At 62.3% G+C, this 15548-nt stretch carries 13 protein-coding genes and 1 tRNA gene; 5 read left to right on the top strand and 9 right to left on the bottom strand.

The annotated features are described in order from the left end of the window. Positions 1–71 precede the first annotated feature (71 nt). The gene (locus tag EKH80_RS17960) at positions 72–707 is read left to right on the top strand and encodes a DUF998 domain-containing protein (protein WP_126686168.1); all 636 of its coding nucleotides are present in this window, start codon (positions 72–74) and stop codon (positions 705–707) included. On the opposite strand, the gene EKH80_RS17955 is transcribed toward EKH80_RS17960, so the two are convergent. Both EKH80_RS17955 and hisS read right to left on the bottom strand, forming a co-directional pair. Next, a complete protein-coding gene (locus EKH80_RS17955; RefSeq protein ID WP_126686167.1) occupies positions 704–2596 on the bottom strand; it encodes an HAL/PAL/TAL family ammonia-lyase in 1893 nt (630 codons plus the stop codon). The genes EKH80_RS17960 and EKH80_RS17955 overlap by 4 nt on opposite strands. Before the next feature lie 100 nt (positions 2597–2696). Beyond that, positions 2697–4070 carry a histidine--tRNA ligase gene (gene hisS, locus EKH80_RS17950; protein ID WP_126686166.1) on the bottom strand — a complete coding sequence of 458 codons (1374 nt, stop codon included), beginning with the start codon at positions 4068–4070 and terminating at the stop codon, positions 2697–2699. Between the two features lie 162 nt (positions 4071–4232). Between hisS and EKH80_RS17945 the strand changes: the two genes are divergently transcribed. Next, positions 4233–4309, top strand: a tRNA-Pro gene (locus EKH80_RS17945). Positions 4310–4494: 185 nt separating this feature from the next. Here the strand turns inward: EKH80_RS17945 and EKH80_RS17940 are convergent. Next, entirely contained in the window at positions 4495–4950 is a 456-nt protein-coding gene (locus EKH80_RS17940; RefSeq protein WP_126686165.1) for a DUF2442 domain-containing protein, read from the bottom strand. Positions 4951–5763: 813 nt separating this feature from the next. On the opposite strand from EKH80_RS17940, the gene EKH80_RS17930 reads away from it, so the two are divergent. Both EKH80_RS17930 and EKH80_RS17925 read left to right on the top strand, forming a co-directional pair. Beyond that, positions 5764–6222 carry an ester cyclase gene (locus EKH80_RS17930; RefSeq protein WP_126686163.1) on the top strand — a complete coding sequence of 153 codons (459 nt, stop codon included), beginning with the start codon at positions 5764–5766 and terminating at the stop codon, positions 6220–6222. Further along, complete coding sequence (locus tag EKH80_RS17925; protein WP_158628876.1) at positions 6194–6994, top strand: AraC family transcriptional regulator; 801 nt, start codon at positions 6194–6196, stop codon at positions 6992–6994. The genes EKH80_RS17930 and EKH80_RS17925 overlap by 29 nt, the downstream gene beginning before the upstream one ends. A gap of 247 nt (positions 6995–7241) precedes the next feature. Here the strand turns inward: EKH80_RS17925 and EKH80_RS17920 are convergent, their stop codons facing one another. Together EKH80_RS17920 and pdxR are read right to left on the bottom strand one after the other, a co-directional pair. After that, entirely contained in the window at positions 7242–8207 is a 966-nt protein-coding gene (locus EKH80_RS17920) for a hypothetical protein (RefSeq protein ID WP_126686161.1), read from the bottom strand. A 474-nt stretch (positions 8208–8681) separates the two neighbouring features. Then, entirely contained in the window at positions 8682–10157 is a 1476-nt protein-coding gene (gene pdxR / locus EKH80_RS17915) for a MocR-like pyridoxine biosynthesis transcription factor PdxR (protein WP_126686160.1), read from the bottom strand. Positions 10158–10428: 271 nt separating this feature from the next. On the opposite strand from pdxR, the gene EKH80_RS17910 reads away from it, so the two are divergent. After that, positions 10429–11295, top strand: coding sequence for a transporter (locus tag EKH80_RS17910; protein WP_230473793.1), 867 nt, complete (start codon positions 10429–10431; stop codon positions 11293–11295). Between the two features lie 177 nt (positions 11296–11472). Here EKH80_RS17910 and EKH80_RS17905 read toward each other — a convergent pair whose 3' ends face one another. The 4 genes from EKH80_RS17905 to EKH80_RS17890 all read right to left on the bottom strand — a co-directional run bounded on the left by EKH80_RS17905 (position 11473) and on the right by EKH80_RS17890 (position 15470). Beyond that, the gene (locus EKH80_RS17905) at positions 11473–12279 is read right to left on the bottom strand and encodes a ferritin-like domain-containing protein (protein WP_126686158.1); all 807 of its coding nucleotides are present in this window, start codon (positions 12277–12279) and stop codon (positions 11473–11475) included. A gap of 108 nt (positions 12280–12387) precedes the next feature. Beyond that, positions 12388–13863, bottom strand: coding sequence for an amidophosphoribosyltransferase (gene purF, locus EKH80_RS17900; RefSeq protein WP_126686157.1), 1476 nt, complete (start codon positions 13861–13863; stop codon positions 12388–12390). Between the two features lie 7 nt (positions 13864–13870). Then, positions 13871–14473 carry a CvpA family protein gene (locus tag EKH80_RS17895; RefSeq protein ID WP_126686156.1) on the bottom strand — a complete coding sequence of 201 codons (603 nt, stop codon included), beginning with the start codon at positions 14471–14473 and terminating at the stop codon, positions 13871–13873. A 31-nt stretch (positions 14474–14504) separates the two neighbouring features. Then, a complete protein-coding gene (locus tag EKH80_RS17890) occupies positions 14505–15470 on the bottom strand; it encodes an SPOR domain-containing protein (RefSeq protein WP_126686155.1) in 966 nt (321 codons plus the stop codon). Positions 15471–15548: the final 78 nt, after the last annotated feature.

The raw sequence follows: 15548 nt of genomic DNA, 5'->3' as shown, positions 1-15548 counted from the left end.
CAGCCTACCTAAGCCTGTCAGCGCCGGTATGATGAAAGGATTGGCGCCCTCCGCCCTTACAAGGAGACGTTATGGACCGCGGAGTTGCCTCCCCGGTAATGCGCCCCGCGGCTCACCTGATGATCATTGCGGTGATTGCGTTTGCTGCCGTCTGCGGTGCGGCACAGTTCTGGCGCACGGACCTGGATCCCATCGCCGTGCCATTGAGCATCTATCTCACCGGCCCAGGCGGTGCGTATGTGCGCTTGACGTATTACTTGATGGGCGTAGCGCTGATCTTCTTTGCCGTGGGCGCCTATCGCGCAACGACGCCACCGCTACGAAGCATTCTGGCGCTTGCGCTGTTTGCCCTGCCCGGACTGCTGCTACCCATTGTGGCGGCCACCGAACTGTTCAAAGGCAGCGCCTACGAAAACCTCGCCGCACTGATTCACGGCTTGTCGGCACAAGCGACCTTTCTCATGCTGAGCTTCGGCATGCTGATGCTTTCCAGCCGCTGGCGACGCGACCCGCGCTTGAGTGCGAGCCGCCTCGCCGGCCTGCTGCTCGCGTGGCTGGGCACGGCCGTGCTGTGGATGCAGGTGTTCCTGCCCAAGCTTCCGCACGGACTCATGCAGAAGCTGACGATCGTATTGATCCTGCTGTGGCTCGGCTGGGCGGCACGGCAGTTGCTGCGCGTGCCCCAGCCTTCCCGCGTTCGCGTTTAGGCGCCCGCAAACGCCCGCTGCTGCACCAGCTCGCACACGGTACGCACGTCCCCATCCATGGCGCGGTCGCGATGCATGAACCGGATGTGCTTGCGCAAGGTTTCATATGCCTTGCGTACCGTCTCACCCGCGTGGAACTCGCCGACTTCGGCGAGCGCAGCGGTGAGCTGCTGCACTTCTTGTGCAAACTGCGCGTAATGCACATGGTCTTCGCGCGGCGCGTTGCTCACCTTGGAAGCCAGCGCCTGCCAATCACCTTGCGCGGCAAGGCGGCGGGCGGCATTGAGCATTTCCTGGCGATAGTCCAGCGCCTGCGCGGCCGTGTACAGCTCCAATGCCAGTACGTGGCTCAGGTCTTCGGTCATCTCAAGGACATGGCGCGCTTCGTTGGCGCCCATCGAAACATGATCCTCGGCGTTGGCGCTGGTCGGCACCGAATACACGCTGGCCGGATGGGCACGCGTGGCCAGGTCGTTCACCAGCGCGGCGGCCGTGTACTGCACGATCATGAAACCGGAATCGGTGCCGTCCTCGTTGCCGGTGAGGAAGGCCGGCAGGCCGTCGTTGGTGGCCGGGTCGACCAGCTTGTTGAGGCGGCGCTCGGAGATCGAGGCCAGCACCGGAATCGCGGCCTTCACGTAGCTCATCGCCAGCGCCAGCGGCATGCCATGGAAATGGCCGGCGGAGATCACCTGCTCCTCGATGTGCTTGGCGTCGGTGTTGTCCGGGAAGATCAGCGGGTTGTCGGTAACGGCGTTCAACTCGATATCGATGATGCGACAGGCCTGCGCCCAGGCATCGCGTACCGCGCCATGTACCTGCGGCATGCAACGCAAGCAGTACGCATCCTGCGGCTGGTGCTTCTTACCGCCCTTGAACGGCAGGAAACGGCTGTAGAACGCCTCGCGGCCATGGCGCTGGTTGGCAGGCACCCAATCCCAGCCGATGTCGAAGCTCAGCGCCTGGTCCTCCGGCTTGCTCCATGCCTCGGCGCTCCAGGGACGGAAGCGCGGCACCAGGTGATACGGGATATCGACCAGGGTGGAGCCGGCCAGCAGGTCGCGCACATGGTCGGCCGTCTGCACCTGGCCCGGATGCGGGCGCAGCGCATGCACTTCCGGGCGCAAGGCGCCGCTGCGGCCGGCAAAGGCGTCCAGGGTCATCGAGGCGGCCAGGTCCGCCACGTTGAGCAGATATTCCAGCGTATCCAGCGCCAACACCGCGGTAGCCAGCATCTGCGCCGTGCCATTGTTGAGCGCCAGACCTTCCTTGAAGGACAGACGGATCGGCTTGAGGCCGGCGCGCTGCAGCGCCTCCGCGCCCGGCAGGCGCTCGCCCTGGTAGAAGGCCTCGCCACCGCCGAGCAGCACGATCGCCAGATGCGACAGCGGCGCCAGGTCACCGCTCGCGCCTACCGAACCCTTTTCCGGCACCACCGGAATCACCTCGCGGTTGAGCAGCTCCGTCAGCGCCTCCAGCGTTTCCACACGAATGCCGGAATGGCCGCGCATCAGGGTATTGATGCGAATTACCAACAGCGCGCGCACCACTTCGGCGGAAAACGGCTTGCCAACGCACACGGCATGGGTCGTGATCAGGTTGTGCTGCAGCTCTTCCAGCAGAGTGCCTTCCGGCTTGTGCGGATTACCGCCGGGCAGTTCATCACGCAGGCGATAAGCGCCCAGCAACTTGTCCGCATTGCTGCCGAAACCGGTGGTGACGCCATAGGTCGGCTCGCCGCAGCTCACCTTCTCCGCCAGGAAATCCGCCGTGCGCCGCACCCGCGTGAGTTGATCCGGATCGAGCCGCACACCGTAGCCATGGCGCGCCACGGCTACGAGTTGCTGCCGGCTGAGGCTGTTGCCGTCGAGGAGAATGGTCTGTTTCACAAAAGCTCCAACGTATTAGTTATGTAGGCTGGGATGACAATCCCAGCTATAAAACGACGCTGAAATGCTGGGATAGGCATTCCAGCCTACGCGCGGTCAGTCAGCCCATTACCGCGGCTTGCTCCAGCTCCACCCGCAGCGTTTTCACCAACTCCGTCCGCGCCACCTCGAACTGATCCTCGCGGCGCAGGTCCTTCACCGTCACCACGCCCTTCGCCAGCTCGTCCTCACCCAGCACGAGCACAAAGCGAATGCCCGCGCGATCGGCGTACTTGAACTGCTTGCCGAGCTTGCCGCCGTCCAGCACCACCTCCGTGGCGATGCCGGCTGCGCGCAACTCACTGGCTACCGCCAGGTAGGCCGGCAGCTGCGCGGCATCCATCTGGGTGACGAGCACGTCCACCGTGCTGCGCGCGGTATGAATCAGGCCGGCATCGCGCAGCTGCCAATACAGGCGCGTGAGGCCGATGGAAATGCCCACGCCCGGCAGGTGCGACTTGGTGTACTGACCGGCCAGGTTCTCGTAGCGGCCGCCGGAACAGATCGAGCCGATCTGCGGATGGTCGTTGAGCGTGGTCTCGTAGACCGTGCCGGTGTAGTAGTCCAGCCCGCGCGCGATCGACAGGTTCAAGGCATAGTGCGTTTCCGGCACGCCGAAATCGCGGATCAGGCCCAGCACTTCTTTCAGCTCGGCGCGGCCCTGCTCCATCACCTCCGGACCGGGGCCCAGCGCATCGAGCTTGGCCAGCGCATCCTGCAGGGAACTGGAGCGCACCTGCACGAAATCGAGGATCTTTTGCGCCGCCTCGGCGCCCAGGCCGAAGGCCTCGCCGGTGAGGGTGTCGCGCACATAGTCGGCGCCGCGCTTGTCCAGCTTGTCCACCTCGCGCAGCACCAGCGTCTGTTGCTCCGGATCGGTCACGCCCAGGCTCTCGAAGTAGCCACGCATCAGCTTGCGGTTGTTGAGCTGGATGGTGAACGGGCCGATGTCCAACTCGCGGAAGACGCTATAGATCACCGCCGGCACTTCGGCGTCGTAACGGATCGACAGGCTGTCCTTGCCGATCACGTCGACGTCGCACTGGTAGAACTCGCGGAAACGCCCGCGCTGGGCGCGTTCGCCCCGGTACACGCGCTGCATCTGGTAGCGGCGGAAGGGAAAACTGAGGTCGTGCTCGTGCTCGGCCACATAGCGGGCGAGCGGCACGGTAAGGTCGAAGCGCAACGCCAGTTCGGGCTTTTCCCCCTGCTCCAGCGAACCGGTCGACTGCACGAAATACACCTGCCGCTCGGTCTCGCCGCCGGTCTTGGTCAGCAGCACGTCCGAATACTCGATCACCGGCGTCTCCACCGGCAGGAAGCCGAAGCGCTCGTAGTTGCGACGGATCACGTCGAGCATGCGCTGAAAAGCAATCTGGTCGAGCGGCAGCAGCTCGAGCACGCCGGGCATGGTGCGGGCCTGGGTAAGCGCCATGGAATCCTCTGCTTAAGGGTGAAAACATCGCGGAACGACAGCCCAATAGGGTAACAGATGCACCCGCCGCCCCCCTCGCCGGCCATGGGCGGGATGTCATCACCAGCGACCGCTACGCCTGTTGCCAAGCTCACCCGGGACCGTTAAGATACGCGGCTCCCGCGGGGTGTAGCTCAGCCTGGTAGAGCGCTACGTTCGGGACGTAGAAGTCGCATGTTCGAATCATGTCACCCCGACCAATGTTTCTGAAAAAAAGCCGGCCCTTGGGCCGGCTTTTTTCGTAGCTTGGGGTGCAAAACCCCAACATCGGGATGTGCGCGTAAACAGGTTGGGGTTTGCGCCCCAGCCTACGTGCAAGACACCATTTGCAACAAACACATCGCCACCTGCGGCCGGGGCGTGCCGCCTTTCGGTTAAAGGGATTTCAGCCCAACGCTGCTGCATGCTTGCGGGGTCGACCGCCCTTCCGCCCATTCTCGCGTGAAGATGCCGCCTTCGCCTCGCTGCTGCGACTGCCATGACTGGCAGCCACCACCGTGTTGGCCATGGCCATCAGCGACTTGCTGGCAGCCACCAGGCCGGTGATGGAGATATGCAGGTCGCGCTTATCCAGGCATAACGCACTACCGCCGAAGCCCACTTCCAAGCCTTTCAGTTCGGCGGCGCTCAACCCAGCCAGCTCCGGATAGTTCTTCACTGGCAACGCGACTGCACTGAGATCGGCGAAGCCCACCAGCAACGCATGAAGCTTCGAGACATAATTCACTGAGGTGGCATGCACGCCGATGTTCTTGCGCTGCTTCCCGCGTTCGATCGCACGATCCAGCACTTCATCCGTCACCGGCTGATCGAAGCGCACGGTTGCTTTGATCTTGCTCATAGCTCCAACTCCAAAGATTCGGGTTGCCCCTCTAACCTCAAGATAGTTTGGTACTTCGCAGCATCGAAGCGGGCTGACTGGATGTTTATCGCACTGGCTCGTTTCGCCTTCGGACTCACCACCTCTTGCGCCCGGACATCCCATTGCAGGCTGTCCAGACACATCGTCCGCATGGAACTCCACCACACCTCGCGAGCCTTGCTCAGATGAGCTGGCTTCATCAGCGTCTGGCGCAAGCCTTCCAGCACCTTGGCGGATGGTCTGTTTTGCACGGGCACGACGTCCCATAAGCACACGCTGTTATGCCAAAAGCTAAATTTAAAACGGGCTCTCCATCCAGAGGCCCCCACATGTACGTGGGGCGGGCAATGCTCGTCGCAGGTCAGGACGGCGAGCACCAGTCCGGCATATTTGCACACCTGCATAATAACCTATCCGTTAGGTTTTTCAAGCACGACCCACAGGTCATTCAGCTAGCACCGCAGCGTGCCACAGCACTTAAATCAACGCCGTCGCTCCATGGCGCGGGTGTGTGTCAGTGAAGAATTACATCACTCGTGACTCGCCTCTTGCGGATGATGGGTGTCCTGAAATCCGCTCTGAAATCCGCTGAAATCCGCTGACGCCCGCTCGTTTCGCCGTCGATCTGACTACCTCTTGCACCCAGGCATCCCATTGCAGGTTCTCCAGGGAATCCTCAACGCCCGTCGCTGAGATGCCATTGGCGGACAAACGCCAATGATTGGCTGACTACATGTATGAGTCGATAGCGGCGCGCGCTAAGTTTCGGGCTAACCAACCCAGGAAGCACCCATGTCCATCGCCTACCCATCCGACTGCTCCTCGCATGAACGCAACATCGACCTGATCCGACGCTTTATCGACGAAGTTTGGAATGCCGCCAATCCAGAGGCCGTACCGGCATTCGTAGACGACGCATACGTCGACCACGCCTATCAGCCAGCTGATGCACAAGGTCATATGGCCATGGTCAAGGTATTCAACGAGTCCTTCGCCAACGCCAGACACCGCATTGAGGAAATAACCGCCGACTCAGAACGTGTGGTAACGAGAATTCGCGTCGAAGCAACGCACGTTCGTTCCTTTCGTGGCATTGCCGCCACGGGCGCGACCATCGCCGTAGTTCAATACCGCAGCTTCCGCATCGCGAACGAGCACATCGCCGAACATCATGCGCTACTGGATACTGCCGCCTTGCTGCTGCAGATCGGAGGTTCGCTCGATGCCGCGCAAGCTTGCAAGCCAAGATGAACTACCCCACCCTTTGCCGATGGTATCCCATGCGTTCCACAAATTATTTGACGCGCCCGTTGACACCGGCGTTCGAACTTTTGACCAACCGTACTTGCTTTATGCCTCCTCGGGTGCCTTCCACCTGGAAACCGAAAGTCGGACGTTGCTATTGCTCCCGCATCGTGCTGCCCTGATCAGAAAGCAATGGCCGCTTCGCATCTGGACCGCCGGACCGGCCACATCTTCCTCGGTGTTATTCGATACCGTCCTGGATGCGTTATTGCCGGAACCTTGCCTGGTTGTGCCTGTAAGCCCGCTCATGGTGCATATGATCGGCTATGCCGCTCGCTGGGACCTGGAAGGCGCAACACGCGATCCGTCATCTGCCGTATTCCTCCAAGCCTTGGCGCACGTCGCCGTTGATGCAGCCAGAAAACCCGATCCCATGTGGTTTCCCAACGCGCAGTCAGCAGAATTGCGAAGGGCAATCGCATGGACAATGAAAGAACTCGGCTCGCCACTACGCTTCGCTGATGTGGCATCCGCGGCGGAAGTTTCCGAACGAACTTTGGCCCGCCGTTTTGCGGACGAACTCGGCCTAAGTTGGCAGCAGTTCCTGAAGCGTGTGAGGCTGATGCACGCAGCCAAGCTCCTCACTCTGACCGAAAAATCCGTTTCGGAGATTGCCTACGAGACGGGGATGGCCAGCTCGAGTGCCTTGGCCTCACACTTCAGCAAGTTGATGGGTGAAACACCCACCCAATACCGTCATCGGCTGCACAAGAAGTAAAGTCAAAGGGACCGGAGTGTATGCAACTACCCCGCGAGCCGTCTCCAATCCCATCTCCGTAATGCCCCGATAGCCCGTCGGCGAAGGCCCAACTTCGTGGCTGCCCCAGAGCCGCCCATGGCGATCACGCTAGCCCTTTGCTAGGTGCCCCAAATCTCCTCAGCCGGGAAACCATCTTCCGCAGAAAGAGATGGATTCCCGGCATTCATGTCGCATCGAATGCCGGGATGGCCATTGCCATGGCTAGCTACTCGTCATGCTTCGCAGCAATGGTATGCATGGGGCGGCACTGGCCGCCATCGCAGTCGATCACGATGCTGTACGTACCGCAAGGCGCGACGAAAGTCGTAGCGCCGTTGGCTTGAACCGCACCGCAACCGACCTGGCTTGCAACGGATTGGGCAACCGGCTCGATGGCTGCGGTGGCGGCAGATTCCTGCGAGCCCGTTGAAGCAATAACCGATGTAGCAGCGACAGATGGGGCCGGCGTAGAAGCTGGGGACGCCACTGCCGACCCTGGAGAATCAGTCACCGCGGCAGAGGCATTCGGGGCCATTGCCGCAACGCTGTTGCCGTAATGGTCAAGATGATTCCTGATGGCGAGTTGCACGGCATTCGACAGTGGATCCTCATCGCCATGTTTTTGCATCGATGCCACCGTCCGGGTAAACACGTTCTTCCCGTCAATATCCGTATCCAGGTAAATGACAAAGACGGAGGCTCGATCCGGGTTTTCCGAACTCGTATAAAATCCGCGCCGATACTCTTCCGATACGTCGAAGGCGTTCTCGTCGATGACCCGTGTCATGGAAGACGTATCATGGTTGGCGATCGAATTGCCTATCATCGCCCCGACCATGCCGCCAACCCCTGCGCCCACGGCCCCCGACCGAAGCTGCGACTTCGCGTTCACATAAATCACGAAATGATTGACGGTGACCTTGGGCAGCGGGTTCGCCGTGCTGAATTTCTGAAACGCCTGATACTGCAACAAGCGAACAGGGGGCGGCGACAGCTTGCCATCGCCCATCCGTATGATTCCGTATTCGCTGCTGGTGATCAGCAGGCTGAAAAGCTTCTTCTCCTTTTCACTGCTCGGCCTCATGTCGGCCACTTGCAGAGAGTCGGATTTGGCGATGTCCGGCACGTTGACTTTCACGGGAGCGCAGCCCGTGCAGGCCAGCATCAAAAGCACAGCAAAATATCGTTTCATGGTATCCCCTGTTTGTGAGCACTGAATTTCCTGATTGAACGGCTTAGTCACTCTTTGCTGACAACAACCCGCTCTTCTTCAAATCCCCCACGGAAACGCTCCTTTACGAGATGATGACCGGCAGATCGCCAACGGCAAGGCTCTGAAACGGGCTGGACTACTCGTCTATCCAGCGGCAGGCACGTTCAGAAATGAAATCCGCGGACGATCGAAACGGGAACGCTTCCCGTGCCACGTCGAAATAAGCGCGAAACCGACCCGCGGAACGGCGTCAGCGAAGAATTTGCGATCAACCTGCAAGCGCGCAGCGCTGCGAATATCCTTTTCATGACCGCCCCTGATTCGGTCAATACCCTTTGCGAAGGTTGATGCGGATCAAGCCCGGGGTCAATAGCACATCCGCCACGCTCCTCTTTCCGCTCGAAACGCGATGACTGGCTGCCACGCACTTTAATCGGCCACGTTTTCTACTTCTTACAGGCAGGAGCGGAGCTTGCGCACCCCATCCCGGATCTCCGCCACACTCGCCCCCGAATAGCCGAGTATCACCCCGCCCCGCTTGGGTGGCTTGGCATAGCAGATTGAGAGCGGCCGGGTGGAGATGCCCAGCTTGGCGGTCTTGATGGAAAGCGCGACGTCGTCGATGCCGCTTGGCAGTAGCGCGGCGAGTTGCATGCCGGCGTTGGTACCTACAACTTCGAGTTTGTCGTCCAGGTGCTGGGCGATGCCTTCGAGCAGGGCCACGCGCCGTTCGAGGTACATCGCGCGCATGCGGCGGATGTGCCGCGCGAATTGGCCTTCGCGGATGAAGTCGGTGAGCGCGGCCTGGTACAGGGTGGAGGAGAAGGTGTCGAAGGCGTCGCGTACTGCGGCGAAGCCTGTGACGAGATCTTTGGGGACGACGATGTAGCCAACGCGCAACGCGGGGAACATCACTTTGCTGAAGGTGCCAACGTAGATGACGCGGTCATCGGTGTCCATGCCTTGCAACGAGGCGAGTGGACGTCCGCCGAAGCGGAATTCGCTGTCGTAGTCGTCTTCGATGATCCATGCACCGGCGCGGGAAGCCCAGCTCAGCAGTTGCATGCGTCGCGCGGCGCTCATGGTTACGCCGAGGGGGAACTGGTGCGAGGGCGAGATGTAGGCGACGCGTGCATGGCGTTCGAGCCGGACGGCTTCGTCCACGTTCAGGCCTTCTTCGTCCACGGGCACCGGCACGATGGACGCATCCACGGTGTGGAAGGCCTGCCTGGCGCCGGGGTAACCTGGATCTTCCATCCACACGCGGTCCTTAGCTTCCAACAGCGCGTGCGCGCAGACCTGCAAGCCTTGTTGCGATCCGGTAGTGATGATGATTTGCGTGGCGTCGCAGCGCACGGCGCGCACAGTGCCGAGGTATTCGGCAATGGCTTCGCGTAGCGGCAGATAACCCATGGGGCTGCCGTAGATCATGTGCTCGAGCTTCGGCTGGCGCACATGGCGATGGATCAGCTTGGACCATGCCGCGGTTGGAAAGTGATCGATCGCGGGCAAGCCGACGCGAAATGCCCCGTTGTTGTCCGCCCAGGTTTGCGGCGGCGCGCGCAGCCCCGCCACGCGTTGGGCGATACGCCGCGGTGCGCTTGGTGCAAGCGATCGCTGCGATTCGCGCTGCGCGGGTTTCACCGGCTTGGTTTCGACGGGGATCGAACGGGCCACGCAGGTACCGGCGCCGACGAACGTTTGCAGATAACCCTCCGCGTACAGCTGTTCGTAGGCGCTCAGCACCGGCACGCGTGAAATGTTCAATTCCTTCGCCAGGCTGCGGGTGGAGGGCACACGCTGCCCCGGCCGCAAGCGCCCGTCGAGGATGGCGCGCCTAAACCATTCGGATAGCTGGTCATACATCGGTGCGGCATGGGCCGCATCGAGCGTGACCGGGGGCAGAAAACCTTTGGGCAACCGTTTCATGGCAGTGGTCTGAAGTGGTTGCCGCAGATCATACCGAAGTGGCTATTTCCGCCAACCACTCCCGGATTTAATTTATCGCCACCCCACCCCCCGACAATTTCCGGATGGCGAGCGTAGTGCCGGCAGCGGAAGCTGGCCGACATCCGATCCAGGGCTTCTCATGAGAACGCGGCAACGTACCGGACTTTTTCTCTCGCTTTGCATGCTTGGCTGTACCGCCCCCTTGAGCTCCTTCGCGCAGACGGCCAGCCCACCCTCGACGCAAGAAGCCATGAGCGATGCCTGGTGGACCGGCCCGATGCTGGCGAACTCCGCCGAAACGCTGCCGCCAGGGCACTTGCTGTTCGAGCCTTACGTTTACGACGTCCGCACTGCGCATACGGACGGTTTCGGCTCGCGTGCGTACATGCTTTACGGCCTGGTCAATCGCTTTTCGGTCGGCATGATTCCCGCCATCGGCTACAACAAAGTCAGCAACGGACCGAACAGCTCAAGCGTCGGCGTTGGCGATTGGACCCTGCAGGCACAGTACCGGCTCACCGAATTCCAGCAAGGCCGCTGGATACCGACCACGGCGATCCTGGTGCAGGAAACCTTTCCCACCGGCAAATACGACCAGTTGGGCAAGCGGCCCGGCGATGGCATGGGCAACGGCACCTATACCACCACCGTGTGGCTCAATTCGCAGATGTATTTCTGGCTGCCGAATGGCCGCATCCTGCGCACGCGCTTCAATGTGTCGGAGTCGTTTTCGCGCAGCGCACCGGTGAAAGGCGTGAGCGTATATGGCACGGATGAAGGCTTTCACGGCAGGGTAAAGCCCGGCAACGGCTTCTTTGCCGACCTGGCTTTCGAATACAGCCTGACGCAACGCTGGGTGCTGGCGATGGACCTTACCTACAGCCATAACAACAACACGCGTTTGGCCGGCGTGGATATGGTAGATCCCAACAATGTGCCGTATCCGCAGCCTGTATCCTCGAATTCGGGCACCAGCACAGCGTTTGGCGTGGCCCCTGCGATCGAGTACAACTGGTCGCCGGCGATCGGTGTGCTGCTGGGAACGCGGGTGATTTTCGGGGGGCACAACAGTACCGGGAGTGTCACGCCGGCGTTGGCGATCAACTACGTTTATTGACGATTGCCACGATGTCCTCCCTCCCCAGCATGCAGGGGAGGGCCAGGGTGGGGTAGCTTGCGCTTGCCGCATTGTTTGAATGTAACGCGAGGTTGCTTCACCCCACCCCAGCCCTCCCCTACTACACGTAGGGGAGGGAGCGGGTCACGGCGAAAAGCGAGTACTCCACCACCACGCTCATGCAAGCGCTAACGAAGTGAGCTGGTCCAGCTCGGCCTCATCGAAGCCCGCCTGCAAGCGCGCAGGCCGGTTGAATGGCCCGCGCAAGTTCCGCCCCATGTAATCGCGCACCAGATCCAGAAACGTCTCGCGTGGATCCACGCCGTCACGCTCGCAGCACCACTTGAACCAGCGCGTACCGGCTGCAACGTGGGCAACCTCTTCGCGCAGGATCACTTCCAGTATCGCGATGGTGCTTTCATCGCCCACACCGCGCAGGCGTTCGATCATCCCTGGCGTAACGTCCAGGCCACGAGCTTCCAGTACACGCGGCACCAGCGCCATGCGAGCGGTATCGCGATGCGCGGTTTTCTCCGCCATTTCCCACAGGCCGTTGTGCGCATCGAAATCGCCGTACACATGGCCGAGTTCGGCAAGGCGGCGGGACAACATGGCGAAATGGCGCGCTTCGTCGTTGGCGCAGCTGGCCCAGTCTCGGTAGTAGTCCAGCGGCATGCCGCGGTAGCGGTAGACCGCGTCCCAGGCGAGGTTGATGGCGTTGAATTCAATGTGTGCAACGGCGTGCACGAGTGCCGCGCGGCCTTCGGCCGTACCCAGGCCCCGGTGGGGTACCTGGCGTTGTGGAACCAGATGAGGGCGCAGCGGGCGGCCGGGAGCGCTGATGGGCTCGGCGGCGGGTGAACCTGCATCCGGCTGCAGCGCGCCCGATTGCAGGCCGTCCCAGGCCGAGTGGGTAAGGCGCAGCTTCTCCGCCGGATCGGTAGCGTCGAGACAGCGTTTCGCAGCGGCGTGAAGGTCGGTCATGACGCGAAGCATAGTAGGCTGGGTTGTAAAACCCAGCATCGCCATACATGCAACCGGCGCGATGCTGGGATTGTCATCCCAGCCTACATGCAGAGGAGGAAACTAAACTCAAGCGCTGCGCCGCGCCGCCTTCGCATCATCCGAACGCAGCATCTCGATCTGCTCCAGGTAATGCTGCTCCAGGCCGGTGATGTACTCGCCGGAGAAGCACGAAGTGTCGAAACGCTTGAGGCTTTCGTTGCCGTCCTGCACCGCCCAGATCAGGTCCTGCAGATCCTGGTAGATCAGCCAGTCGGCGCCGAGCATCTTTTCCACTTCGCCCACGGTGTGGCCGGCGGCAACCAGTTCGGATGCGGCTGGCATGTCGATGCCGTACACGTTCGGGTAGCGCACCGGCGGCGCGGCGGAAGCGAAGTACACGTTCCGGGCGCCGGCATCGCGCGCCATCTGGATGATCTGGCGCGAGGTGGTGCCGCGCACGATGGAATCGTCCACCAGCAGCACGTTCTTCTTGCGGAACTCCAGTTCCACCGCGTTGAGCTTGCGGCGCACGGATTTCACGCGCTCGCCCTGCCCCGGCATGATAAAGGTGCGGCCGATGTAGCGGTTCTTGACGAAACCTTCGCGGAACGGCACGCCGAGCATTTCGGCCAGCGCGCTGGCTGCCGTGCGCGCCGTGTCGGGAATCGGAATCACCGCTTCGATGCCATGATCGGGACGTTCGCGCAGGATCTTCTCGGCCAGCTTCTGGCCCATGCGCAGGCGCGCCTTGTACACGGACACGTTTTCGATCATCGAGTCGGGGCGCGCCAGGTACACGTATTCGAAGATGCACGGCGCATGCACACCACCTTCCGCGCACATGCGCGTGTGAAGCTGGCCGTCGTTGGTGATGAACACCGCTTCGCCCGGCGCCACATCGCGCAGGCGCTTGAAGCCCAGGATGTCCAGCGCCACCGATTCGGAGGCGAGCGCATATTCACGCCCTTCCGAGGTCACGCGTTCGCCCAGCACCAGCGGACGAATGCCGTTCGGATCGCGGAAACCCAGCAAGCCGTAGCCGAGCAGCAACGCCAGGCAGGCATAACCGCCGCGCGCACGCGCGTGTACGCCTGCTACGGCCTTGAAGATCTGGTCCGGCGTGAGCGCCATGCGGTCCTGGATCTGCAGCTCGTGTGCAAGCACGTTGAGTAGCACTTCCGAATCGGAATCGGTGTTGATATGGCGGCGATCGTCCTCGAACATCTCGCGCCGCAGCGTTTCGGTGTTCACCAGATTGCCGTTGTGCGCGAAGGCGATGCCGTAGGGCGAGTTCACGTAGAACGGCTGCGCCTCGGTGGCGCCTTCGGAACCTGCCGTGGGATAGCGGCAATGGCCGATACCCACCCGGCCGCGCAGCCGGTTCATGGCTGTCTGGTTGAAGACGTCGCGCACCAGGCCGTTTTCCTTGTGCAGTCTCAGTCGCGCACCGTCCACGGTGGCGATCCCGGCCGCGTCCTGCCCGCGATGCTGCAGGACGGTGAGGCCGTCATAAAGCGCCGATGCCACCTCGGTGGTACCGACTATGCCGATGATTCCGCACATGGTGTTGCTACCCGTTAGTGTGATGCGTTGTGCCGGCCGCGCTCGAAGCTGCAGCCGGTGAAGTGGAAATGTGCGCCGGCAGTCCATCCAGCTGCACTTTGGGCAGGTGCACCGGGAAGTTCTCCGCGTGCAGGTGCTCGCGTACGTTCGGCGGCATTTCGCTTTCCAGCCAGGCCGCCATGCTCTTGAACTGCGGCAGCAGGGTCGATTGCTGCCACAACGGCTCGTGCGCGAAACCGGTCTGGCTGACCAGGAACACCAGCAACGTCACCAGCAGCACGCCGCGCGCAAACCCAAAAACCATGCCGAGCAGACGATCCGTGCCGCCCAGTCCCGTGCCGTCCACCAGCGCCCGGATCGCAAACCGCAGCAGGGCACCGACAATCAGCACGGCGATGAAACACAATCCGTAGCCTACCGCCAGGCGCAGCAACTGGGTCTGGATCGAATGCTCGAAGTGCATCGACACCACCGGGCCATACGCCAAAGCCACCCAGAACGCGGCGATCCACGTCACCAGCGCCAGCACCTCGGATATGAGGCCGCGCCACAGTCCCACAAGGACCGAAAGCGCCAGCACCGCCACGATGATGAGGTCAACCGCGTTCATCGATGAATTCGCTTCCGGCCGGCCAGGAGACTCAATGGGCGCTTACGACGTTGCCGTCGAGGCCCAGCTTGGCCTTGATCTGGTCGCGCAGGGATACCGCGTCGCTACGTTGGGTTTGCGGACCGGCACGCACGCGCCACAGCTGGCGACCGCCGGCATTCACCGTATCCACGAAACCGTCGAAACCGCTGGCGCGCAGCTTGTCGCGCAGGGCCACCGCTTCCGTCTGGCTGCCCATCGCCGCCACTTGCACGGCCCAGGCGCCAGCCCTGGCCGGCGCACCCGCGGCCGGCGCCGGCTCGTCGCCCTGCGGGGTAGTGGCGCCGCTTTCCAGGCGGGCGGGCACGCTGGGGATGCCCTGGCTGATCCTTAGCCGCGCCGCTTCGGCCTGCGCCCGGGTTTCGAACGGGCCGGCGCTGACCAGGGTCAGCGTCTTGCCGGCGCGCTGGATGGTTTGTCCCCGCACCGGATAGCCCATGGCGCGCACTTTCTGCATCAGGCGGTTGGCGCCATCGGCGGCGTAAGCACTGAGATTGACAGCGTAGATGCCGCGCGCTGCCGTGGCCGGCGGGGTATCCGGGATGACTGGCGCGACGGTCGGTGCTGACGGGGGCGCCGTGGGGTGGGTCGCCGTTGCCACGTGTTTCGGCGGCATCGCTGGAATGATGGGTTGCGGTGGCTGGGGCGTCGGCTGTGGCGGAGCCGCCGGGGTCGGAGCCGGCGGCGCCGTGCTAGCGGCGGCCGCCTGCACGGGCGTCATGCCTTCCACATTCGCCGCCGTGCTGGCTGGCGCCGGCGTGGTGCTGCCCGCGGCGGCGGCCTGGCCGGAAAGGTTCATCGTCTTGGTCTGCAGGTCGCGGTCGGGAGCCGGGGGAATCGCCAGGCTTACCGATTGATCGCCGCTGGTGGTCGACGGCGGCTTGCTCGAAAACATCATCGGCACGAACAGGATGGCCAGCGCAACGAGTACGGCAGCTCCCAACAGGCGTGTGTTCAAGATGGACTCCAGACAACCAACTTGTGCGTGACGCGGCGGATTATACCTGCCCGTGCCCGTCCATATGACAAACCGACG

This window comes from Dyella choica (genome assembly GCF_003977665.1).
In the GTDB taxonomy this organism is placed as follows: Bacteria; Pseudomonadota; Gammaproteobacteria; order Xanthomonadales; family Rhodanobacteraceae; genus Dyella_B; species Dyella_B choica.
Note: the sequence above shows the minus strand (reverse complement) of the source record. Positions and strands in the feature narration are given on the sequence as shown.

Excerpts from the sequence above, each read along its gene's own strand:
- EKH80_RS17960 (WP_126686168.1), top strand. The coding sequence starts at position 72 with ATGGACCGCGGAGTTGCCTCCCCGGTAATGCGCCCCGCGGCTCACCTG.
- hisS (WP_126686166.1), bottom strand. The coding sequence starts at position 4,070 with ATGGCGCTTACCCAGGCCCGCACCATGCCCGGCGTGCTCGAGCTGCTG.
- EKH80_RS17940 (WP_126686165.1), bottom strand. The coding sequence starts at position 4,950 with ATGAGCAAGATCAAAGCAACCGTGCGCTTCGATCAGCCGGTGACGGAT.
- EKH80_RS17930 (WP_126686163.1), top strand. The coding sequence starts at position 5,764 with ATGTCCATCGCCTACCCATCCGACTGCTCCTCGCATGAACGCAACATC.
- EKH80_RS17925 (WP_158628876.1), top strand. The coding sequence starts at position 6,194 with ATGCCGCGCAAGCTTGCAAGCCAAGATGAACTACCCCACCCTTTGCCG.
- EKH80_RS17920 (WP_126686161.1), bottom strand. The coding sequence starts at position 8,207 with ATGAAACGATATTTTGCTGTGCTTTTGATGCTGGCCTGCACGGGCTGC.
- pdxR (WP_126686160.1), bottom strand. The coding sequence starts at position 10,157 with ATGAAACGGTTGCCCAAAGGTTTTCTGCCCCCGGTCACGCTCGATGCG.
- EKH80_RS17910 (WP_230473793.1), top strand. The coding sequence starts at position 10,429 with ATGAGCGATGCCTGGTGGACCGGCCCGATGCTGGCGAACTCCGCCGAA.
- EKH80_RS17905 (WP_126686158.1), bottom strand. The coding sequence starts at position 12,279 with ATGACCGACCTTCACGCCGCTGCGAAACGCTGTCTCGACGCTACCGAT.
- purF (WP_126686157.1), bottom strand. The coding sequence starts at position 13,863 with ATGTGCGGAATCATCGGCATAGTCGGTACCACCGAGGTGGCATCGGCG.
- EKH80_RS17895 (WP_126686156.1), bottom strand. The coding sequence starts at position 14,473 with ATGAACGCGGTTGACCTCATCATCGTGGCGGTGCTGGCGCTTTCGGTC.